The following is a 21,569-nucleotide window of genomic DNA, read 5'->3' on the forward strand; positions in this document are numbered from 1 at the left end:
GGCTTATTGACATCTAAGACTACGCGTCAGGCAAAGCTAAGCTGCCGCTAGCTGACTTGCTTCTTGAATAGATCCCGGAACACAGGGAAGATGTCATCCACAGTCCTTATGTTCTGCATGGCAAAGTTGGCATGGCTTGTCTGCAGTGCTTCATATTCTCGCCACAGTGTCTGGTGTGCCCGCCGTGTAATTTCAATGTACGAGTAGTAGCGGGTAACCGGCAGAATATGCTTGTTTAGCAGTTCGCGACATCCCGGGGAATCGTCAGCCCAGTTATCGCCATCTGATGCTTGTGCAGCATAAATGTTCCATTCTGCAGGAGAGTAGCGTTTCTTGATGATCTCATCCATCAGTCGAAGCGCACTTGACACTATGGTTCCCCCCGTTTCCTGTGAATAGAAAAACTCATGTTCATCCACTTCTTTTGCCTGAGTATGGTGGCGAATAAACACCACATCGACATTTTTGTACGTTCGGTTTAAGAACAGATACAGCAGAATGTAAAAGCGTTTGGCTATATCTTTAGTCGCCTGATCCATCGAGCCTGATACATCCATCAGGCAGAACATCACCGCCTGGCTGGTGGGTTGAGGTCGACGTTCATAATTTTTGTAGCGCAAGTCAAACGTATCGATAAACGGCACACTGCTGATTTTTTGCCGCAGGTCCTGGATATTCAGCTTAACTTTTTCTTCCTCGAACGGTTGTGCGGGTTCGGTGTTTTGCAGCAACTCTAAAGCTTGCTCAAACTCCCGAAGCTGGCGCCGTTTTGCAGCCGTCATAGCCGTCCGGCGTGCCAATGAATTTTGCAGCGATTTTATAATTGCAATATTGGACGGTACGCCAGATGACTTGTACCCGGAGCGGAAGGTTTTCCATTCCACTATTTTATTTAGTTGGTTCTTCTCAAGGTTTGGTAATTCGAGATCTTCAAATAACAAATCAAGATATTCATCTTTGGAAATCTGAAATACAAAATCGTCCTGACCTTCACCATCTTGGCTGGCTTGACCTTCACCGGCACCGCCTGAACCTGCTCCTCCTGGTGGGCGTTCAATGCGATCTCCGGGACTGAATTGGTCGTTGCCGGGATGGACAACTTCACGTTGTCCACCTTGGCCTTGGTGAAAGCTGGGCTCTCTGATATCACGAGAAGGGATGGTAATATCTTCCCCGCTCTCAACATCGGTGATGGAGCGCTTGTTGACCGCATCAGCAATGGATTCTTTAATTTGCTGTTTGTGGCGGCGCAAAAAGCGCTGACGGTTCACCGTGCTTTTATTTTTACCATTGAGCCTGCGGTCTATAAAATTCGCCATAAGCTCTCCCCCCTGTATATTTATTCCACCGCGCCTTCATACTTAATGTTATGAAGACTTACGTACGCGCAGGTACCATTCAGATAACAGACGCACTTGCTTGCGGGTGTAGCCTTTTTCCATCATGCGAGAGACGAAATCATCATGTTTCTTCTGCTCATCAGTCGATGTTTTGGCATTGAATGAAATGACAGGAAGCAGCTCTTCGGTATTCGAGAACATTTTCTTTTCGATAACAGTGCGCAGTTTTTCATAACTGGTCCAGTTCGGATTCTTTCCGGCATTGTTTGCTCGGGCACGTAGCACGAAGTTAACAATCTCGTTTCGGAAATCCTTCGGATTACTGATACCGGCAGGCTTCTCGATTTTTTCCAGCTCGTTATTCAATGCTGAACGGTCAAACAGCTGACCGGTTTCAGGGTCACGGAATTCCTGATCCTGAATCCAGAAGTCCGCATAGCTGACATAACGGTCGAAGATATTCTGGCCGTATTCAGAGTAAGACTCGAGATATGCTGTCTGGATCTCTTTACCAATGAATTCGACGTATTTAGGAATGAGGTAACCTTTCAGGAATTCGAGGTATTTCTCAGCCTGATCTTGCGGGAACTGCTCTCGTTCAATTTGCTGTTCAAGTACATAGAACAGGTGCACAGGGTTTGCTGCAACTTCAGAGTGATCGAAATTGAATACACGGGAAAGGATCTTAAAGGCAAAGCGCGTCGACAGACCGTTCATGCCTTCATCAACACCGGCATAGTCACGGTATTCCTGGTACGATTTCGCTTTCGGATCGGTATCTTTCAGCGTTTCACCATCATAAACACGCATTTTCGAGTACAAGCTTGAGTTTTCAGGCTCTTTCAGGCGCGAAAGCGTGGTGAAGCGGGCCAGAATTTCCAAGGTGCTTGGTGAGCATGGTGCCGCTGACAGTTCACTGTTCTGCAACAGTTTTTCGTATATTTTAATTTCTTCCGAGACACGTAAGCAATAAGGTACCTTGACGATGTACACCCGATCCAGGAATGCCTCATTGTTCTTGTTATTGCGGAAGGTGAGCCATTCAGATTCGTTGGAGTGAGCCAGAATAATACCTTCAAACGGCAGGGCAGACAGACCTTCAGTACCGTTGTAGTTACCTTCCTGAGTTGCCGTTAACAGAGGATGAAGCACTTTTAATGGTGCTTTAAACATCTCGACAAATTCCATCATACCCTGGTTGGCTTTACATAGCGCGCCGGAATAGCTGTATGCGTCCGGATCATCCTGGGCAAAATGTTCCAGCTGACGAATATCAACTTTACCCACCAGTGATGAAATATCCTGGTTATTTTCATCTCCGGGTTCTGTTTTGGCGATACCGACTTGGTCAAGGATAGAGGGGCGCACTTTGACGACCCTGAACTTGCTAATATCACCGCCAAACTCGTGCAAGCGTTTAGCGGCCCAGGGTGAGACGATGGAATTCAGGTAGCGATCAGGGATGCCATATTCTTTATTGAGGATTTCACCATCTTCATTTTTATCAAACAGGCAGAATGGGTGATCGTTAACTGGGCTGCGTTCACCATTGGCCGTCAGGATATAAATGGGCACTTTCTGCATCAGGCTTTTTAGTTTCTCAGCCAGGGAAGATTTACCGCCGCCGACAGGGCCAAGCAAGTACAGGATTTGCTTACGTTCTTCGAGCCCCTGTGCTGCATGTTTCAGATAAGATACGATTTGCTCAATAGCATCTTCCATGCCGTAGAAATCTTCGAACGTTTTATAACGAGAGATGACACGGTTAGAAAAAAGCCGGCTCAAACGCGGATCCTGAGCGGTGTCGATCATTTCGGGTTCGCCGATTGCCATTAGCAAACGTTCTGCTGCATTGACGTAAGCACTGCGGTCATTACGACAAATTTCAAGGAATTCTTGCAACGAAAGCTCTTCATCCTTGGCTTCTTCATAGCGTTGACGATAGTGGTCAAAAATACTCATGGTATGCCCCCTGAATCATTCTTTGATCAATTAGAAAGGATGAATAAGAATTACTTTCACATCCCTCACATATTAAGACTAGACGTAACTGATCAATTTGGTTCACTGAGTTGTTGGTTTATAAATAAATTTCCTTTTTGCGCTGGTCTTATGAATGTGGTGTTTTTTTAAACACAGTCTTACTATCCTCCTAAAAAATGGGCTGTGCAAGGGAGTTAGTTAAAAAAATGTTGGTAATTGTTTTGGAAAAGATGCGAGTTTGATCGTTGAAATTAGAATAAGTCGTTATGACCGAATAATCTTTCACCAGCAGCATTGATAACTGAAATTGATCAGCACTAACCTGATTATTGCCATGAAGCAGTCCGAATTCATAGAGGGATTGGTCTTTTTTTGACCGCCTTGAGTTTTGCCACCATGATTCGTTTAGTTATTCACTTCCGGCTTGAACCGGAAGTGAGGGGGGTTTATTAATTCAGAGAATCGAGGCGAAAAGGCCAAGCAATAGGTGTTATTTGTAAGCGAAATCAATCGCTCTGATTTAAGCTTGATCAGTAATCGCGGGAAAAGCAGTCGAGGAGGGAGCTTGGTTTATGGGTATTTCACGCGTTGATACTGTCTCGATCCCTGTGTCCGATCAGAGTCAGGCATTGTTGTTTTACCGTGATGCATTGGGCTTTGAACTCATTCGTGATCATTGTGTAGCCAACCAAAGACGGTGGATTCAGCTGGCACCGAAAGGGGCGGAAACGACGATTAGTTTAGTTATCCCTTTTGCGGGTATGACCGCGGGATCTGTTCAGGGGCTGGTGGTACAAACCGATGATATTTATTCTACCCATAGCGAATTAACGGATCGGGGGGTGACATTATCAGAAATAGTCACCTTAATGGGGGGGCGATTTGCAACGTTTGCCGATCCCGATGGCAATGGCTGGGTACTCATTGAAGCGAATTCGCACATGCTGGCATAGTATACCCAAATGGCGTCAAGATGGCGTGTCCATACCACCTGCCTTTATTTGGGGATGGGTATGAGGAAGTGCCGCAGGACCCTGCGGCACTTTTGCAGACATTAACAATGTTATAACGTGCTGACAGACACGATAGTACTCAGGGTATGAGACTCGCCGGGAGCCAGTGTAACTCCCTCACCATGTATGGTTGATTCAACGCAAACCATGGTTTCATAGCTGTTATCGGCCATATCAGCCATGCTGACGGAAAGTGCCTGCCACGGGTTCCAGATCACCGCGGCGTTGTGGCCCTGATTGGCGATATGGATCTGACGCTGATTATGTGGGTCTGCGATCGTAATCGGATTTTTCGGTTCAGTGTAAACGCGATCAACTTCCTGGCTGATGGCCAGTCTTTCACCCCCTTCGCACGCAATATTACCCTGAACGCTATCGAGATATTTATCACCCATGCCTGTGATAGACACAGTGTTGATATCGCTAATATTAAAGTAAGAGTGCAGGGCACCGCTATAAGCCCATTCATGGCTGTCAGTGTTGGTCGACGTCAGGTGAACTTTTAGCTCGTGGCCAAACTCAAACGTAATCTGGTTATGAAATTTGTGCGGCCAGATGTCACGTGTTTCTTCACTGTCTTCCAGAGTGAGAGCGACAATGACTCCTTTTTCACTTTCACGATGCTCGTGGAGTGTCCATTGGCTGTTACGGGCAAATCCATGAGATGGACTACCTGCTTTGCCAAACCATGGCCAGCAGATCGGAATGCCACCACGAATAGCCTTTTGTGTGTCAAATTCGGCTTTTTCACTGAGCCAGATCACGTCTTGTTCGCCCGCAGGTTTATACCATACGAGGTGGCCGCCGTGCAGAGAGATGCCAGCCTCTGCTGCTTGGTGGATAATGCGAACTATTTTCACGTCTTGAAATTGACAGATAGTTACGGCATCTGAAAGTACATTAATCGTATGAAGCTTACTAAAATCCATCAATTCTTCCTTAATTTTAATATCTATTCCAGTAATTATCTCAGAAAGCGGCAGTGATAAGCAGTGGGATAGAAACTTATTTTGTGTTTAAAAGTATTAAGGTTTATGAAAGTAAATTTGTTAAATTTGTGAAGAGTATAGAAGGTGGCTTTGGTCGTTGAGATCGACGTTATTTTAGTTTCTTGAAAATCAGACACAAAAAAGGCGGCTATCAGCCGCCTTTTATCACTCAACTAAGTAGCAATTACTTAGAGATGTGAGCTACAAGGTCAAGAACCTTGTTTGAGTAACCGATTTCGTTGTCGTACCAAGATACAACTTTAACGAATTTGTCAGTCAGCGCTACACCAGCTGTTGCATCGAATACTGAAGTCTGAACTTCACCGATGAAGTCTTGAGAAACAACTGCATCTTCAGTGTAACCAAGAACGCCAGCCATTTCGCCTTCTGATGCAGCTTTCATAGCAGCACAGATTTCTGCGTATGAAGCAGCTTCTTTAAGGTTAACTGTTAGGTCAACAACAGAAACGTTAGCAGTTGGTACGCGGAAAGCCATACCAGTTAGTTTGCCGTTTAGTTCAGGAAGAACAACGCCTACTGCTTTAGCAGCACCAGTTGATGATGGGATGATGTTCTGAGAAGCACCACGACCACCACGCCAGTCTTTAGCAGAAGGACCATCTACAGTCTTCTGAGTTGCAGTAGTAGCGTGAACAGTAGTCATAAGACCAGATTCGATGCCCCACTTGTCGTTAAGAACTTTAGCGATTGGCGCTAGGCAGTTAGTAGTACAAGAAGCGTTAGAAACGATGTCTTGACCTGCGTAAGTCTCGTGGTTAACACCCATAACGAACATTGGAGTTGCGTCTTTAGATGGACCAGTAAGAACAACTTTCTTAGCACCAGCAGTGATGTGCTTACGTGCAGTCTCGTCTGTTAGGAAGATACCAGTTGCTTCAGCAACAACGTCAACACCAATTTCGTCCCACTTAAGGTCTTCTGGGTTGCGTTCTGCAGTTACGCGAACTGTTTTACCGTTAACGATCAGGTTACCGCCTTCAACTTCAACAGTACCGTTGAAACGACCGTGAGTTGAATCGTATTTTAGCATGTAAGCCATGTATTCAACGTCGATAAGGTCGTTGATACCAACAACTTCGATGTCGTTACGCTCTACAGATGCACGGAAAACAAAACGTCCAATACGGCCAAAACCGTTAATACCTACTTTGATAGTCATTACAGTTGCTCCACAACTTAATTTCTAATGAAAGATAACTGGTAGTAAAATTACAGAATACTTAGTGACCCTGCAAGCAAAAAACGAACTTAAATTGCTTAAGGTCAAAAAAATGTTCGGATTTTTTTTACATTCCTTCTACAACGACGGTAATTTGAACGTGATTTGTTCAATTCCCCGCAAAAGTAGTTGTTAACTTTTAATATGGATACCCAAAACAGAAAAACTGAATTAGGTAAGTAAACAAATCTTTAAAGCAGAAAGTATGTGCTACAGTTGTGATAATTGGCAACCTTAAATGCCAAGTTGAACAGAAAGGAATGAAAGCAGGATCTAAAATGACAGACAAAACAGATGCTTATTGGCGAAAAAAATTAACAGAAGAACAGTATAAAATTTGTCGTGAACAGGGGACAGAAGCGCCGTTCTCTGGCACCTTACTTCATAACCGAGATACTGGGATTTATCGCTGTACTTGTTGTGAACAGCCCTTATTTCTTTCCGACAACAAGTATGACTCAGGCTGTGGCTGGCCCAGTTTTGATGCGCCATTGAACGATAAGGCTATCAGGTATATTGACGATAATAGCCATGGCATGCATCGCATTGAAATTCGCTGTGCAAATTGTGATAGTCACCTGGGGCATGTTTTTCCGGACGGGCCAAAAACAACCGGCGAAAGATATTGTATAAATTCAGTTTCTCTTATGTTTAAGGCTGACGAATAATTTTCTGGCTGAGACTAAAAAGGAGAAAGTGACCTTTTCAGTCTCATACCGTCGCCAGAATAATATGCAGTCATAAAATATTGATCTGGTAATACAGATAATAAGAGTGATTTATTTTTGTGGTTTTATTTCACCATATCAGCCGTAAAATCACCGTTCTTGAGTGCTTTTGTGATTTTCTTAGCTTGTGCATTCAACGCTTCGCGTTCGGCATCTTCCATAGGATAGAACCCAGCAAGCCTGTCAGGCCTGACGACGGGCATATCGAAGTCGCCACCTACTATTGCCCATATATAAGCATGGTGTGCCAGACCCTGCTGATGCGATATTGTCGCAAGGCTCAGAATAATTTCCGGCTTTATCGGCTGGTCCTCTTCGTATAGCTCAAGTGCATGAGACAGTATTTCTAATGTCTTCTCTTTATCTTTGTCAGTGTAGTAGGTGGCCAGCGCGAGTTGAAGTTCCGGGGTTTCGAGCTTAGCGCTGCCTTCGAGCAGCAAAAACTGACGAAGTGCTTTTTTATCGCCCTGGCTCCAGCGATAGTAGATGATATTTGGATCTTCAGAACTGGCCAACTCCTGATTCAGACGCCGAATAGAATCGTAGCTATGGAGCAGTGCACTCATGCGACGCGATTTGCGTTCTTTCAATTCTGTCGGCTCTATGCGTGCGGCATACTCCAGACAGACCTGATAGTTATAGGTGAGTTTTAATTCTTTGAATTTTTCTGCGTCAGTGGGACTTTTCAAAACATCATAACGTTGCCATATCAGGTTGGAACGCTGGATCCGGCACTGGCCATCATTGACATTCAGTTCAGCACAGAGTGAGGGGTAAGCTTCACACAGACTGTCTGTGGTGCGGTGGCGTTCATAACAGCCGCTGAGCAGGGAAATACAAAGCGCAACCAGGCCAAGCTTTAGGTGACCAGGCTTTAAGTAACCAAGGTTTCGGTTAGTAATACGCATATAATATTGACAACTCATCGGGTTAGTAGGGAAAAGTTCGGTTTTTATATTATACGAACTCAATAAAAAAAACGTAAGACAGCGATAATTTTAACTTTTTGTGAATAGAGGTCTCAGTAATCTGCCAGGGTATCACTGACGGCTCTGTGATCCCGAAAGCAAAATTGCTGCTCTCACTTGACTGTATGCCCAAACTCCCTCAGGGTGCGGAGTTCAGTGCCTTTTTAGTGTGCAATGGAGCTTGTGAATGGATGTAAAACAATTATTAGCCGCAATGACGCCTGATGTTTACCAGCGAATCTTAACGGCAGTGGAAATCGGTCGGTGGCCTGATGGTACCCCTTTAACGGCAGAGCAAAGAGATTCGGCGCTTCAAGCGGTGATGCTATACCAATCTCGTCATAACACGAATGCTGAACATATGTCCGTCGAGGTCGGTGGTGAAATTAAATTTAAGTCTAAAGCGGATCTAAAGCGTGAATTTGGGGGCGAAAGCGCCACTCAGGATGATATCGCCCGTTTTGGTCATGGTGACATGTAGTTACGTCTAGTTGTTAGTAAAAACCATAATGATAAAAGCGGATAGCGATTAAAGATGATAGCTATTAAAGATCATGGGTTCGCAATAAAAACTGCTGAGTTCATGATCTTCTTCGCTGATTAAATTAGCGATCCACGGTTCTTGCTCTATTGCTGTGATATAGGCATGCAGTTTGGGGTAATGAGGAGCCAGCCTTAGCCCTGCCATCCAGCCATTTCGAAGAATGCTCCACAGGCTGATTTCCGCCATGGAAAAATGGTCGGTAACATACCCTTTTTCTGGAATTTGTTCTTCCAGGTATTGCAGTACTTTAGGCAGGTGATGGTGCATGCACTCAGCAATGGCATCCTCATCAACGCTTTTATTCAGCATTTTACCCCGCATGATCTTCTGATAAAACAACACCCCGCTGACCAGCGACGTTAGCCTGGTATCCGCATATACTTCCAACCAGCGGATTTGGGCCCGATGCTCCGCCGTGCCAGGGTAAAGAGGGGGAACCGGACAGATATCATCCAGATAATGAGCGATGACCGTTGAGTCCATAATGCTGTGGCCATTGTGTTCCAACACCGGCACTTTTCCCATAGGATGGCGTTTTTGCGCCAACTCTTTCTCTAAATAGGGGTTAAGCGGCTGCAAATCATATGACATCCCTTTATAGGCAAGTGCCAGCATGATCTTTCTGACAAATGGAGAGATAGGTGCACCGTGTAAAATCATAAGCGTGTCTCTGGTTGGTTCAGACCGATAAAACTGTATTTATTCCAATACACTAATTCGTTTGCTCTTGATGTGACAGATAGAAGTGTGATTGGTATTTATATGATTGGTATAAGTGTAGCCGTAAAAAAAGAGCCGAATTAAATTCAGCTCTTTTATGATGATGTGGAGATATTATCTGACGGTGTGATCAGAGGGTCAATTCACCACGCAGATCTTGCTGCATTTTACTACGAAGCGTTTCCAGTGGCAGATTCTGGCTTAACAGGAAGTGTAATTTTGCCAACGCGGCTTCAGGTGTCATATCATATCCACTGAGAACGCCCGCATCAGCCAGTGCACAGCCCGTTGCGTAACCGCCCATATTCACCCTGCCTGACAGGCATTGCGTCAGGTTCATCACGATAACCCCGCGATCAGTCGCTTCTTTTAGCTGTTTAAGCAGCTCTGGATTTTGCGGTGCGTTACCCACGCCAAAAGTCAATAAAATCATTGCATTAACTGGTTGTTTTAACGTGTTCCGGATCACTTCTGGTGAAATTCCCGGGTACATTGTAATCACCCCAATGGGTTGTGGTGTGATTGTGTGTACCTTAAATTTACCTTCCGGCTTTTTGTCTAATTCAACATTGTTCAGCTTGATGTTGATACCTGCTTCCAGCAGCGGTGGCAGGTTGGGTGAAATGAAGGCGCCAAAGCCGTCAGCATGAGCTTTAGTGCTTCGGTTTCCACGGATCAACTGGTTGTTGAAGAATAGTGTCACTTCATTTATCGGGTAATTTGCCGCAATGTGAAGTGAGTTCAACAGGTTGCTTTGACCGTCTGAACGCAGTTCTGCCAGTGGAATTTGTGAGCCGGTCACAATCACTGGTTTATCAAGGTTTTCAAACATAAACGACAAAGCAGAAGCAGTGTAAGCCATGGTGTCCGTACCATGTAAAATGACGAAACCGTCATACTTGTCGTAGTTTGCTTTAATATCATCAGCAATGCGTTGCCAATCCGCTGGCGTCATATCCGAAGAGTCGATAAGAGGTTCGTACTCATGGATAGTGAATTTGGGCATTTCTGCACGATGGAATTCCGGCATGCTTTCCAGCTGGTTTTCCATGAAACCAGCAACAGGAACATAACCATGGTCTGATTTCTGCATACCAATGGTTCCGCCGGTGTAAGCAATGTAAATGTGTTTTCTTTCCATATTTAGGCACAGACTTATTGGTTTGGTGGGCGCATTATACGGTTAACGCTCGTTAAAAAAAGCCCGGCATTGCCGGGCTGATCTCACTTTTCATTATTGATGCAGTTCAGGCAAAAGGCATACTGCCCTTTTGGATCATTAAAGTTATTCAATGTGAACAAATCGGTTACAACTTGCTGGGTGACAGGTTGTAACGCACCAGGCAGCTGCCCCACGACCATAGTGGCGACGTCGGCGCTCACTTCACCAACGAATTCCTGGATAAATTGCTCTGCCGGGCTAAGGGGCTCTGCCATCCAGTTCATTTCATAACTCTCAAGTTTCGCCAGCTCTGCTGCGGCGATAATGGCATCGTCAAAATCCCCCAGCTGATCGACCAGGCCTAATTTAAGTGCATCGTGACCGGTCCATACCCGGCCCTGAGCGATTTCATCTGCTTGCTCAAGCGACATATTCCGATATTGGCTGACTAAGCTGATAAAGCGCTGATAGCCATGCTCGATACCAAGCTGGAAGACTTGGGCGACACCTTCGGGTAATTCGCGAGTAACGCCCACCCCAGAGAATGGTGTGGTCCCAACTCCGTCACTGTAGATCCCCATTTTCTCCAGCCCTTTTTCAAAGGTGGTCAAGATAGCAAAAATACCGATAGAACCGGTGATGGTTGTTGGCTGAGCGATGATCTTATCGGCACTTGATGAAATCCAGTAGCCGCCTGATGCAGCCAGGCTCGACATGGAAACGACGACAGGTTTACCTGCCAGCTTTAGCGCATCGACTTCATTGCGGATCACTTCGGACGCAAAAGCACTGCCGCCAGGGCTGTCGACACGTAGAATTACCGCTTTGACATCATCATTTAAACGCGCCTCGCGCAGCAGGTGTGCGGTTGAATCGCCACCCACGGTACCTTGGCGCTGTGTACCGTCAATGATGGCACCACTGGCAACAACAACGGCGATCTGGTTTGGACTTGGCAAGTCCATTTTGACGATTGTTGGCTGGTAGTCATAGTAGCTGATTTGATTAAAGCTGCTGTCACCGTCGCTGCCAAATTTATCAATCATTTTCTGACGAAGCTGAGGGCGAGAGATGAGTTCATCCACTAAACCCATATTAAGCGTTAGCTGAGCAAAATCACCTTTAACGGCTGTGAGTTGCTCGACAAAACTATCGAGGTCCGGGGTTAACGAAGCGGCTTCAATATTGCGGTTGAGTGCCACATCTGCCGTATAAGCTGACCATAATTGATTTAACCAGACGGTATTGGCTTCACGAGCCGCGGATGACATGTCATCACGGGTATAAGGTTCAACAAAAGACTTGTAAGTTCCCACGCGAAATACATGGGTATTAACATTGAGTTTGTCTAACAGGCTTTTGTAGTAAAGGGTGTAGCTGCCATAGCCCGTTAGCATCACGCCGCCGTCAGGTGACATGGACACCTTATCCGCGTAGCTGGCGAGATAGTATTGACTCTGGCTGAAGTTATCACCAAACGCATAAACCGGTTTTCCGGCATCTTTGAACTGATTAATGGCTTTGGCAATATAACGCAATTTGGTCAGGTTGGTGTCTGCCATGCCTTTCAGATTCAGCACTAATCCGGTAATACGCGGGTCAGTGGCAGCCGTCCGTATTGTCTCCACAATGTCGAACAGTACATTTTCCTGTACAGGCTGTTGACCTAAAACATTACTGGCAATGCTATCGATTGGATTGATATAGCTGCGCTGTTCAACGATTGGGCCGGATAAATCCAGAACCAATGCGGCAGCCTCAGGTAACTCAGGCTCTTGGCTATCCTGGCTTAGCACAACGATAATTGTACCGACAATGATTAAGAAGAAAAGATTGAGAATAAATTGCCGGGTGAAACTGATCAGTTTCCAGATAGCTTGGAATATTTTTCCAATGCCTTTGAATATCACTTTCATGCACGTTCCTGATGATGATTCTTATTCCTTATCGTAACTTACTCAACATGGAATTTCAGTAACAAATCCATCCATTGTTTTTCCATTTGGGAGCCGAAGAACCGATTGAAAGTGTGAGATGTTGTATTAATGTAGGTAAATGTTTGAAAAAAGTTACCGTTGTGCAATATACTGGTCAGACCATAACCAAAAAAGAACGGAAGCCATGGACGATAAATCTTACCCTCATCTGTTAGCGCCCTTAGATCTTGGTTTCACCCAGCTACGGAACCGAGTTCTAATGGGCTCAATGCACACCGGCCTTGAAGAGTCTCGTGACGGCTTTAAGAAATTGTCGGCATTCTATGCCGCTCGTGCCCGAGGTGGTGTTGGGCTGATTGTGACTGGCGGTTTTTCACCTAACTTTCGTGGCCGGTTGCACCCGCTCAGTGCGGAGTTCAGTTCTGCTCGTGCAGCGCGTGCCCACCGGGTGATCACTGATGCGGTTCATGAAGAGGGCGGCAAAATTGCATTGCAGCTTCTTCACGCGGGTCGTTATGCAATGCATCCTTTTGCGGTTAGTGCTTCGGCGATTCGATCGCCAATCTCCAAATTTACCCCCAGTGCAATGAGTTCTCGGCAGATCCATAAAACGATCGAAGCCTTTGCAAAAAGTGCAGAACTTGCCCGTGAAGCTGGTTATGACGGGGTGGAACTCATGGGGTCTGAAGGATACCTGATAAACCAGTTTATCTGTAAGCGCTCCAATCATCGCTATGATGAATGGGGCGGTAGCTATGAAAACCGTATTCGCTTCCCGATAGCGCTGGTAGAAGCGGTACGTAAGCGCACCGGACATGATTTCATCATCATCTTCCGTTTGTCTATGCTGGATCTGGTTGAGCAGGGTAGCACCCTGGAAGAAGTGGTCACACTTGCGCAAGAACTGGAAAAAGCGGGGGTGACTATCCTGAATACCGGGATTGGCTGGCATGAAGCCCGCATACCAACCATTGCGACACAAGTTCCACGAGCCGCTTTTACCTGGGTAACGGAAAAACTGAAAAGCGAAGTTAATATTCCATTAGTTACCACTAACCGTATTAATACCCCGCAAGTGGCCGAAGACATCTTATCGTCTGAGCAGGCCGATATGATTTCGATGGCTCGTCCATTTCTTGCGGATCCGAATTTTGTGGTCAAAGCTGAGCAAGATCGGGCGGATGATATCAATACCTGTATTGGCTGTAATCAGGCTTGTCTGGATCAGGTGTTTGCCGGTAAACGTGCAAGTTGCTTAGTCAATCCGCAGGCATGCTATGAGACAGAGTTGGTATTGACCCCTGTGGCCAATAAGCGAAAAGTGGCGGTGGTTGGTGCGGGGCCTGCCGGTTTAGCCTTCTCGACTGCGGCTGCTGAGCGTGGTTTTGACGTCGATTTGTTTGATATGAATGAGTACGTCGGGGGGCAGTTTAATCTGGCGATGCGAATTCCAGGGAAAGAAGAATTTAAAGAAACCATTCGCTACTTCACTCGCCGTTTAGAACAGACCGGGGTAAACGTGACACTGGGGCATGCGGTCGAAGCGGATGAATTAAAAGGCTATGACGAAGTGATTGTTGCCACAGGGGTGAAACCGCGCCTGCCTAATATTCCGGGTGTCGAGAGTGATAAGGTGATCGATTACCAGACCCTGATCCGTGATAAGGTTCAGCTGGGCCAGAAGGTTGCCGTCATTGGTGCAGGGGGGATCGGGGTAGATGTTTCTACCATGCTAACCGAACCCGACCATCATGATTTAGATAGCTGGCTCAAAGACTGGGGAATTGATAAAACGATTGAACATGCAGGTGGGTTGTGTCCCTTTGAGCAGCACATGAGCCCTCGCCAAGTGTGGCTGATGCAGCGTAAACCGGGCAAGGTCGGTAAAGGGCCGGGCAGAACCACGGGCTGGATCCACCGGCGAGTACTGGAAAAACGTGGTGTTGAACTGCTTGGTGGTGTCAGCTACGACAAAATTGATGAGCAGGGGCTGCATATTACCGTTGAAGGCCAGTCGCGCATTCTCGATGTTGATAATATCGTACTGTGTGCGGGGCAGAGTTCTGTTGAGCAGCTATCTGAAGAGCTCAAGGCCATGAATGTGAATGTTCATGTGATTGGCGGTGCAGAGGTCGCGGGTGAGGTGGATGCTAATCGGGTGATCCGCGAAGCGGTTGAGTTGGCTGCAAAGCTGTAGTTACGCTGAAGAGCGGACAGGCTGGACACGAGTAAGCAAGCTTTGAACCTCATAATATTCATGGTTTTTTGTCATCATTTTTGTGATATAACAACAATAATAATCATTTGTATTTGAGGTCACCATGGATGCGCTAGCACTTTTGTTAAATCGACGTTCATTGCCAAAACTGATGGAGCCGGTTCCACAGGGTGATATGTTAAATAATATCTTTCGGGCTGGGCTGAGAGCACCGGATCATGCCGGTTTAACCCCATGGCGCTTTATCGTATCGCAAGGTGAAGGGCTGCAAAAATTAGCCGATATTCTGGTCGAGGCAGCAAAAGCTGATGGTGCCGATAATACCGAGATCGAAAAAGCGGGTAAATCGCCGTTCCGTGCTCCGATGGTGATCACTGTGGTGGCTAAAGTCACCGAGCATGAAAAAGTACCGGTTGTTGAACAGCACTTATCGGCAGGGTGTGCAGTACACGCGATGCAAATGGCTGCGGTAGCGCAAGGCTTCTCCGGTTTCTGGCGAACCGGCAAATGGGCTTATCATCCGATCGTACGTGAAGCTTTGGGGGTGACTGGACATGATTTAATTGTCGGTTTTCTCTATATAGGGTCGCCAGCCTGCCGTGAGGCGAAAGTACATGAACGCGATATCGGACAGTTTGTTGAATATCTGTAGCCTTACCTTTTCCTGCTAATTCTCTTTTTATAATCAACATTCGCAGGTTAGGGTGACACATCTGGTTCGCAGGAGTAGAATCCTTGGCTCTCTTTGTTATTCCGGAGTGTGTCATGGAAAACGTTCGTCTGACTCAATACAGCCACGGTGCAGGATGTGGTTGTAAAATTTCTCCTCAAGTTCTTGATACTATTCTCCAAACTCAGTTAGCACCGTTCACTGATCCTAACCTGCTGGTCGGTAATGAAAGTAAAGATGATGCCGCCGTTTATGATTTAGGAAATGGCACGGCAGTGGTCAGTACGACGGATTTCTTCATGCCTATCGTCGATGATCCGTATGATTTTGGCCGCATTGCCGCAACCAATGCGATCAGCGACATCTATGCGATGGGCGGTAAGCCAATTATGGCGATTGCGATCCTTGGCTGGCCTGTCAATGTATTGGATCCTGAAATTGCCCAACAGGTAATTGAAGGCGGTCGTTCTGTTTGCCGTGAAGCGGGGATCTCCCTCGCCGGTGGCCACTCGATTGATGCGCCTGAGCCTATTTTCGGTCTGGCGGTAACCGGTATTGTCGACACGGATCGGGTTAAGCGTAACAACCGTGCTGAAGCAGGCTGTAAACTGTTTTTAACCAAGCCGTTAGGAATTGGCGTATTAACAACGGCCGAGAAAAAATCCAAGCTTGCCGACGAGCACCAGGGCCTGGCCCGTGACTGGATGTGTAAATTGAATATCCCCGGTGCTGATTTTGCCAATGTTGAAGGCGTAAAAGCGATGACAGATGTCACCGGTTTTGGTCTGCTGGGGCATTTGAGCGAGATTTGTGAAGGCAGTCAAGTTAAGGCGAATGTATGGTTTGATAGCGTTCCCCACTTGCCGGGTGTTTTTGACTATATCGCTCAAAACTGTGTCCCGGGTGGTACAGAGCGTAACTATGCAAGTTATGGCAGCAAGATTGGTGCATTAACGGATAAGCAGAAAGCACTCTTGTGTGATCCGCAAACTTCTGGCGGTTTATTACTGGCTGTAACCGCTGATGCGGAATATCAGGTTCAGGAAGTGGCAGAAAAACATGGTATTGAGCTGCAAGCCATTGGTGAACTACTGCCCCAAGATGGCGAAATCCTGGTTGAGATTTGTTAATGCCGCGTCCAAATTGTGAAGATTATCGCCAGCTGTTGGTCAATGACACGCCGTTAATGGATATGCGTGCACCGATAGAGTTCAGTCAAGGTGCATTTCCAGCTTCGATCAACAATCCACTGATGTCAGATGATGAGCGTAAAGCGGTCGGCACTTGCTATAAAGAAAACGGCCAGGAAGCCGCGATTGCTTTAGGTCACCAGTTAGTCAATGGTGACGAAAAAGCCAGGCGTGTCGCGCAGTGGAGTGCGTTTTGTGACGCCAACCCGACGGGGTATCTGTATTGTTTCCGGGGTGGATTGCGTTCGCGGATTACTCAGCAATGGCTGAAAGAAGCGGGCATTGATTACCCGATGGTTGTCGGTGGCTATAAAGCGCTGCGCCGTTTCCTGATCGATACGATAGATCAGGTGGCTCAGCAACCCATGACCTTGATCGGCGGCAATACCGGTTGTGGTAAAACCATCATGGTGAATCAGCTTGCCAATGGTATTGATCTGGAAGGGGCCGCAAATCACCGTGGCTCATCGTTTGGCCGTTATGTTACCTCGCAGCGAACACAAATTGATTTCGAAAATACACTGGCCGTTGAGATGCTGAAAAAGCAAGCGTCAGGGTGTGAACAATTTGTGTTTGAAGATGAAGGCCGTGCAATTGGCTCGACCAGTGTACCTTTATCGATCAACGCGGCAATGCAAAACGCCAAAATCGCCATTGTCGATGATCCGCTAGATGTTCGCCTTGAGCGTTTATTAGCGGATTACGTAGTACGCATGCAGCGTGATTTTGTAGCCCTCCATGGCGAAGAACAGGGCTGGCAGCTGTTTGCTGATTACCTTGAAAAAGGGATGTACGGTATTCGCAAGCGACTGGGCCTGCAGCGCCATGAACAATTGCTGACCGCACAACAGCTAGCAGTCCAAGTTCAGCTGAATAACGGCTCCCTTGCCGGACATGATGCCTGGTTGCGACCTTTGCTCGAAGAGTATTACGATCCGATGTATACCTATCAGCTGAGTAAAAAAGCCGATCGGATAGTCTTTCGTGGTGATTTCGATGAGGTCAGAGCGTGGTTGGGCGAGCATAGTTCCTAGTTTCTAGACGCGAATTTCGAGGCATTAGTATCTCGAAATTCGCAGCCCCTTCCTTTGGTACTGTTTTTTTATCCAGTAACATCTTGTCCTCATCTCATTCTTTCGATAGAGTTTCCTTCAAATAACACTAACCCGATTAACCGGATGACTCGTCTTTATATTGCAGAAAAGCCCAGTTTGGGCCGTGCTATTGCCGCGGTTTTACCTCGCCCTCATAAAAATAACAATGGTTACATTGAAACGGGGAACGGGGATATTGTGACATGGTGTATCGGTCACTTGCTCGAACAAGTCGAACCGGATGCCTATGATGAAAAATATAAAAAATGGAATATGGCGGATTTACCGATTATTCCCGAGCAATGGCAACTTGTCGCAAGAAAGTCAGCAAAGCAGCAATTGGCCGTTATTCGTAAATTAGCGAAGCTGGCAACGGAAGTAGTGCATGCGGGTGATCCCGACAGGGAGGGGCAGCTGCTGGTTGATGAAGTTATTGATTATGTGAAATTATCGGCCAAGAAAAAAGCCGAGATCCAGCGCCTGCTGATTTCAGATTTAAACCCTGCCGCCGTCAAGCGGGCATTGGCAACAATGCGCAGTAACCGCGATTTTATTCCGTTATCGGTTTCAGCTTTAGCGCGATCACGTGCAGACTGGATGTACGGAATGAATATGACCCGGGCCTATACCTTGCTTGGACAGAAAGGGGGGTATCGCGGCGTTTTGTCTGTTGGTCGAGTTCAAACTCCGATATTAGGCTTGGTCACCCGACGCGATGATGAGATTGCGAATTTTAAGCCTAAGCCATTTTACGAAGTCTTTGCCTTAATCCCATATCAGGATATGGACATCCGAGCGCGTTGGAAGCCCAGTGAAGCCTGTCAGCCCTGGCAAGATGAAGACGGGCGAGTGCTCAATCGCCAGCTGTGTGAAAACGTAGTTAAGCGAATTAAAGGTCAGCCCGCCGAAGTCACTGAATCAGAGCGAAAGGAAACCCGCCAGGCACCGCCGTTGCCGTACTCCTTGTCTGCGTTACAGATCGATGCTGCAAAGCGTTTCGGTATGAGCGCGGCCGATGTACTGGCTAACTGTCAGTCTTTGTATGAAAAACACAAAGTGATCACTTACCCTCGTTCTGATAGCCGTTATCTGCCAAACGAGCATTTTAAGCAAGCCGGAGATGTCTGTCAGGCGATTGTCAGTAATGCCGGTGAGTTGGCCAAGGCGGGTGAAGGGGCAAACCTGTCACTGAAATCAAAAGCCTGGAATGATAAAAAAGTCGATGCTCACCATGCGATTATTCCGACGCCTAAGCAGATTAATTCCGGCATCTTGAGTGCCAGCGAAAGCAAAGTTTACCAGTTGATTGCCCGTCAGTATTTGATGCAGTTTTATCCGGCGGCTGTTTATGCCGAAGCGAAGTTAGTCTTTACTATTGCTCAGGGGCATTTTATTGCCCGTGGTCGCCAGTTGATGAGCGGTGGATGGCGTGCGCTACTGGGGCGAGATGATTCTGTCAATGATCAGGCTGATAAGGGATTGGCTGATAAAGTGCCGCCACTTGAAAAAGGGACAGTATTAACCTGCCGCAATGGCGAGATCAAAGATAAAATGACCGAGCCTCCGAAAGCCTTCACTGAAGCGACATTGCTGCAGGCGATGACGGGGATCGCCCGGTTCGTCTCGGATGCTTCGCTGAAAAAAATTCTGCGAGATACCGATGGTCTGGGAACTGAAGCGACGCGTGCGGGTATATTAGAGCTTTTATTTAAACGGCAGTTGCTGAAGCGGCAGGGCAAGAACATTCATGCGACAGAAGCGGGCAGAGGGCTGGTATATGCCTTGCCAGATGAAGCCACTTATCCGGATATGACGGCTCATTGGGAGCATCAGTTGCAAGATATGGCGGATAAAAAATGTGCCTATCAACCATTTATGGACGCTTTACAGCAGCAAGTCCATCAGCTGATGGATAAGGTAAAGTACAGCGACGTCCCTATTAGTTTGCGTGAATTGAAATCCCCCGAGCCGAGACAAGCGGGTAAAAAGAGGCGGTCTACCAAGCAGAAAAAGGCTAAATAATGCAGTAACGGTTCCTGCCTTGGGATTTAGCCTCATAGAGGGCTATGTCGACCCGCTTGAAGAATTCATCGGGAGAGCTGTGTATCGACGGGATCATGGTACTGACACCAATGCTGATGGTGACAATGTCGGGGGCGTCGTCGACGCCGTACTGTCTTGGCAGCTGCCGTTTTTGAATTGCAGATAAGGCGCGTTTAGCCGCAAAAATTGCGGCATTATGATCCTGGCCGGGTAATAGCAGCACAAACTCTTCGCCGCCATAGCGGGCAAAGAGCGAACCAGCTCGCCGTTCAAGCTGAGCCAGTGTGGTGGCGATGACTTTTAAGCACTGATCACCGGCAGCATGACCATATTGGTCGTTATACGCTTTAAAGTGATCAACATCCATGATGAGCAGGGAAAATGGCAGCTGGTGGCGTTCAGCCCTATGCCATTCATCCATAATTTTCTGGTCGAAAACCCGGCGATTATACACGCCAGTCAGGGGGTCGAGTTTGGAGATTATTTCGAGTCTGGCGTTTACCCGTTCCAGCTCGGCGGTTCGCTCAGCGACACGCTGTTCCAGCTCTTTGTTCAGCCTGATCAGGCTTTCTTCAGCCTGGCGGCGCACGATATGCTGCGAGACAATAAAACCAAACTGTTTGAGCAGGTAATGGTGGTAATCATGCAGAGGCTTGCCAGTCAGCAGGTTATCACAAGCAATCCAGCCGACAGGCGTATCTTCATCCCACAGTGAGATATAAGCACTCCAGCCAAAGCCGACCTGCTTCAGGTCATGGTATAAAGGCGTATTGTTTTCAATCGCAAGGTATTCCTCATTTGACACGGTATGGGCGGTAAACCACAGATCGGGGATTTCCGATTCAAAGTAATGCTCATCGACCGTATTACCGTGAATGTCTGTGCCATAAGTCCCGCGCATGCGCTGGTTTTTTGCAAAGAGAAAAATGGCCATACGATCGAGGTGTAACTGTTTTTTCCCTTCTTCTACCGCGGTAAATAGCATGCTATTCATCGAGTCTGCCCGCCATAGCTTAAAGGAAATGTCATGTAAGGCCTGAAGCTGTTGTAACAGGTTTTGTTGTTCATGCTGGCTGATTTGTAATTCCCGTTCAGCCGAACGGCGTCCCAAATGCTCGTCTTTTATTGTCTGGCCGAGCAAGCCGGCATCGAGTTCGGAGGCGAGCAGGGTTGCCAACAGCGAAAAATCCTTACAGGCATACTCTGTTTCTGCGGGAAGATCGACAATTAAGCAGCCGATGATACTTGATCGGCGCTCTAGCGGTAACCATAGGCGTTTAATGCTGCCATGGCTGGTATATTGCGGCCTGTGACTACTGATGGCCTCAGTGATATGATCGCTCGGAAGACCTATATTGCCGCCAACGGCGACAGGGGGAAACTGGTAGTGAATCCCTTCATGATCCATATCGAGCAAGGTTTTCCATGTCGATTTATAAGCGACCAAGAGCTGGCTGTGGATCACTCCAAAACTTTCGCTGAAATTACGGCATGTTAATTCACAAATAGTACGAAGCCCATGGGCATTACCCCATTGTTCAGTAATCCTCTGATAGAAAACACTTAACTGTTTTTGACTGGCCAACGTCTGACTTCCATATTATTTATTTTTATTAACCGTATTCTTAACGATTAGAGAGAATAAATTTAGTATGGAAGCCACAGTTTAATGTGAAATGTGGTGTGTATTTATAAATTTGCGACAGGAACCTCATAAGTGCAGGAGGGCA

At 46.9% G+C, this 21,569-nt stretch carries 17 protein-coding genes; 8 read left to right on the forward strand and 9 right to left on the reverse strand.

The features are described 5' to 3' along the window. Positions 1-47: 47 nt before the first annotated feature. Together AC2204_RS15595 and AC2204_RS15600 are read right to left on the reverse strand one after the other, a co-directional pair. Positions 48-1,319 carry a YeaH/YhbH family protein gene (locus AC2204_RS15595; protein ID WP_318926599.1) on the reverse strand — a complete coding sequence of 424 codons (1,272 nt, stop codon included), beginning with the start codon at positions 1,317-1,319 and terminating at the stop codon, positions 48-50. 48 nt (positions 1,320-1,367) lie between these two features. Continuing rightward, positions 1,368-3,302: a PrkA family serine protein kinase gene (locus AC2204_RS15600; protein ID WP_318926600.1), complete on the reverse strand. Its 1,935-nt coding sequence runs from the start codon at positions 3,300-3,302 to the stop codon at positions 1,368-1,370. 593 nt (positions 3,303-3,895) lie between these two features. Here AC2204_RS15600 and AC2204_RS15605 point away from each other — a divergent pair. Further along, positions 3,896-4,276 carry a VOC family protein gene (locus AC2204_RS15605; RefSeq protein ID WP_318926601.1) on the forward strand — a complete coding sequence of 127 codons (381 nt, stop codon included), beginning with the start codon at positions 3,896-3,898 and terminating at the stop codon, positions 4,274-4,276. 110 nt (positions 4,277-4,386) lie between these two features. Here AC2204_RS15605 and AC2204_RS15610 read toward each other — a convergent pair whose 3' ends face one another. Both AC2204_RS15610 and gap read right to left on the reverse strand, forming a co-directional pair. Further along, on the reverse strand, positions 4,387-5,265 hold the full coding sequence (locus AC2204_RS15610) for a D-hexose-6-phosphate mutarotase (RefSeq protein WP_318926602.1): 879 nt from the start codon (positions 5,263-5,265) through the stop codon (positions 4,387-4,389). A 244-nt stretch (positions 5,266-5,509) separates the two neighbouring features. After that, positions 5,510-6,505 carry a type I glyceraldehyde-3-phosphate dehydrogenase gene (gene gap / locus AC2204_RS15615; RefSeq protein WP_318926603.1) on the reverse strand — a complete coding sequence of 332 codons (996 nt, stop codon included), beginning with the start codon at positions 6,503-6,505 and terminating at the stop codon, positions 5,510-5,512. A 338-nt stretch (positions 6,506-6,843) separates the two neighbouring features. Here gap and msrB point away from each other — a divergent pair, with 338 nt between their 5' ends. Continuing rightward, positions 6,844-7,233 carry a peptide-methionine (R)-S-oxide reductase MsrB gene (msrB, locus tag AC2204_RS15620; protein ID WP_318926604.1) on the forward strand — a complete coding sequence of 130 codons (390 nt, stop codon included), beginning with the start codon at positions 6,844-6,846 and terminating at the stop codon, positions 7,231-7,233. A 125-nt stretch (positions 7,234-7,358) separates the two neighbouring features. On the opposite strand, the gene AC2204_RS15625 is transcribed toward msrB, so the two are convergent. Further along, entirely contained in the window at positions 7,359-8,201 is an 843-nt protein-coding gene (locus AC2204_RS15625; protein WP_318926605.1) for a DUF2989 domain-containing protein, read from the reverse strand. A gap of 247 nt (positions 8,202-8,448) precedes the next feature. On the opposite strand from AC2204_RS15625, the gene AC2204_RS15630 reads away from it, so the two are divergent. Continuing rightward, positions 8,449-8,742 carry a YeaC family protein gene (locus AC2204_RS15630; RefSeq protein ID WP_318926606.1) on the forward strand — a complete coding sequence of 98 codons (294 nt, stop codon included), beginning with the start codon at positions 8,449-8,451 and terminating at the stop codon, positions 8,740-8,742. Between the two features lie 48 nt (positions 8,743-8,790). Here the strand turns inward: AC2204_RS15630 and AC2204_RS15635 are convergent, their stop codons facing one another. The 3 genes from AC2204_RS15635 to sppA form a co-directional block, all read right to left on the reverse strand. Continuing rightward, entirely contained in the window at positions 8,791-9,465 is a 675-nt protein-coding gene (locus AC2204_RS15635) for a glutathione S-transferase family protein (protein WP_318926607.1), read from the reverse strand. Between the two features lie 190 nt (positions 9,466-9,655). Next, the gene (gene ansA, locus AC2204_RS15640; protein WP_318926608.1) at positions 9,656-10,666 is read right to left on the reverse strand and encodes an asparaginase; all 1,011 of its coding nucleotides are present in this window, start codon (positions 10,664-10,666) and stop codon (positions 9,656-9,658) included. An 83-nt stretch (positions 10,667-10,749) separates the two neighbouring features. Next, entirely contained in the window at positions 10,750-12,603 is a 1,854-nt protein-coding gene (gene sppA, locus AC2204_RS15645) for a signal peptide peptidase SppA (RefSeq protein ID WP_318926609.1), read from the reverse strand. Positions 12,604-12,808: 205 nt separating this feature from the next. Here sppA and AC2204_RS15650 point away from each other — a divergent pair, with 205 nt between their 5' ends. The 5 genes from AC2204_RS15650 (at position 12,809) to AC2204_RS15670 (ending at position 19,818) form a co-directional block, all read left to right on the forward strand. Beyond that, entirely contained in the window at positions 12,809-14,821 is a 2,013-nt protein-coding gene (locus AC2204_RS15650; protein ID WP_318926610.1) for an oxidoreductase, read from the forward strand. Positions 14,822-14,945: 124 nt separating this feature from the next. Beyond that, positions 14,946-15,494: an NAD(P)H nitroreductase gene (locus AC2204_RS15655; RefSeq protein ID WP_318926611.1), complete on the forward strand. Its 549-nt coding sequence runs from the start codon at positions 14,946-14,948 to the stop codon at positions 15,492-15,494. 113 nt (positions 15,495-15,607) lie between these two features. Beyond that, positions 15,608-16,642, forward strand: a complete 1,035-nt coding sequence (gene selD / locus AC2204_RS15660; RefSeq protein ID WP_318926612.1) for a selenide, water dikinase SelD — start codon at positions 15,608-15,610, stop codon at positions 16,640-16,642. Next, positions 16,642-17,736 (forward strand): tRNA 2-selenouridine(34) synthase MnmH, encoded by a 1,095-nt coding sequence (mnmH, locus tag AC2204_RS15665; protein WP_318926613.1) that lies wholly within the window; start codon positions 16,642-16,644, stop codon positions 17,734-17,736. The genes selD and mnmH overlap by 1 nt, the downstream gene beginning before the upstream one ends. A gap of 144 nt (positions 17,737-17,880) precedes the next feature. Next, positions 17,881-19,818 (forward strand): DNA topoisomerase III, encoded by a 1,938-nt coding sequence (locus AC2204_RS15670; protein WP_318926614.1) that lies wholly within the window; start codon positions 17,881-17,883, stop codon positions 19,816-19,818. Here AC2204_RS15670 and AC2204_RS15675 read toward each other — a convergent pair. Beyond that, the gene (locus AC2204_RS15675; RefSeq protein WP_318926615.1) at positions 19,811-21,424 is read right to left on the reverse strand and encodes a GGDEF domain-containing protein; all 1,614 of its coding nucleotides are present in this window, start codon (positions 21,422-21,424) and stop codon (positions 19,811-19,813) included. The genes AC2204_RS15670 and AC2204_RS15675 overlap by 8 nt on opposite strands. Positions 21,425-21,569: the final 145 nt, after the last annotated feature.

The sequence above is a fragment of the Photobacterium sp. genome, from assembly GCF_057456235.1.

What these genes read in the sequence shown, in the direction of transcription:
- AC2204_RS15595 (WP_318926599.1), bottom strand. Translation starts at nt 1,319, where the DNA reads ATGGCGAATTTTATAGACCGCAGGCTCAATGGTAAAAATAAAAGCACG.
- AC2204_RS15600 (WP_318926600.1), bottom strand. Translation starts at nt 3,302, where the DNA reads ATGAGTATTTTTGACCACTATCGTCAACGCTATGAAGAAGCCAAGGAT.
- AC2204_RS15605 (WP_318926601.1), top strand. Translation starts at nt 3,896, where the DNA reads ATGGGTATTTCACGCGTTGATACTGTCTCGATCCCTGTGTCCGATCAG.
- AC2204_RS15610 (WP_318926602.1), bottom strand. Translation starts at nt 5,265, where the DNA reads ATGGATTTTAGTAAGCTTCATACGATTAATGTACTTTCAGATGCCGTA.
- gap (WP_318926603.1), bottom strand. Translation starts at nt 6,505, where the DNA reads ATGACTATCAAAGTAGGTATTAACGGTTTTGGCCGTATTGGACGTTTT.
- msrB (WP_318926604.1), top strand. Translation starts at nt 6,844, where the DNA reads ATGACAGACAAAACAGATGCTTATTGGCGAAAAAAATTAACAGAAGAA.
- AC2204_RS15625 (WP_318926605.1), bottom strand. Translation starts at nt 8,201, where the DNA reads ATGCGTATTACTAACCGAAACCTTGGTTACTTAAAGCCTGGTCACCTA.
- AC2204_RS15630 (WP_318926606.1), top strand. Translation starts at nt 8,449, where the DNA reads ATGGATGTAAAACAATTATTAGCCGCAATGACGCCTGATGTTTACCAG.
- AC2204_RS15635 (WP_318926607.1), bottom strand. Translation starts at nt 9,465, where the DNA reads ATGATTTTACACGGTGCACCTATCTCTCCATTTGTCAGAAAGATCATG.
- ansA (WP_318926608.1), bottom strand. Translation starts at nt 10,666, where the DNA reads ATGGAAAGAAAACACATTTACATTGCTTACACCGGCGGAACCATTGGT.
- sppA (WP_318926609.1), bottom strand. Translation starts at nt 12,603, where the DNA reads ATGAAAGTGATATTCAAAGGCATTGGAAAAATATTCCAAGCTATCTGG.
- AC2204_RS15650 (WP_318926610.1), top strand. Translation starts at nt 12,809, where the DNA reads ATGGACGATAAATCTTACCCTCATCTGTTAGCGCCCTTAGATCTTGGT.
- AC2204_RS15655 (WP_318926611.1), top strand. Translation starts at nt 14,946, where the DNA reads ATGGATGCGCTAGCACTTTTGTTAAATCGACGTTCATTGCCAAAACTG.
- selD (WP_318926612.1), top strand. Translation starts at nt 15,608, where the DNA reads ATGGAAAACGTTCGTCTGACTCAATACAGCCACGGTGCAGGATGTGGT.
- mnmH (WP_318926613.1), top strand. Translation starts at nt 16,642, where the DNA reads ATGCCGCGTCCAAATTGTGAAGATTATCGCCAGCTGTTGGTCAATGAC.
- AC2204_RS15670 (WP_318926614.1), top strand. Translation starts at nt 17,881, where the DNA reads ATGACTCGTCTTTATATTGCAGAAAAGCCCAGTTTGGGCCGTGCTATT.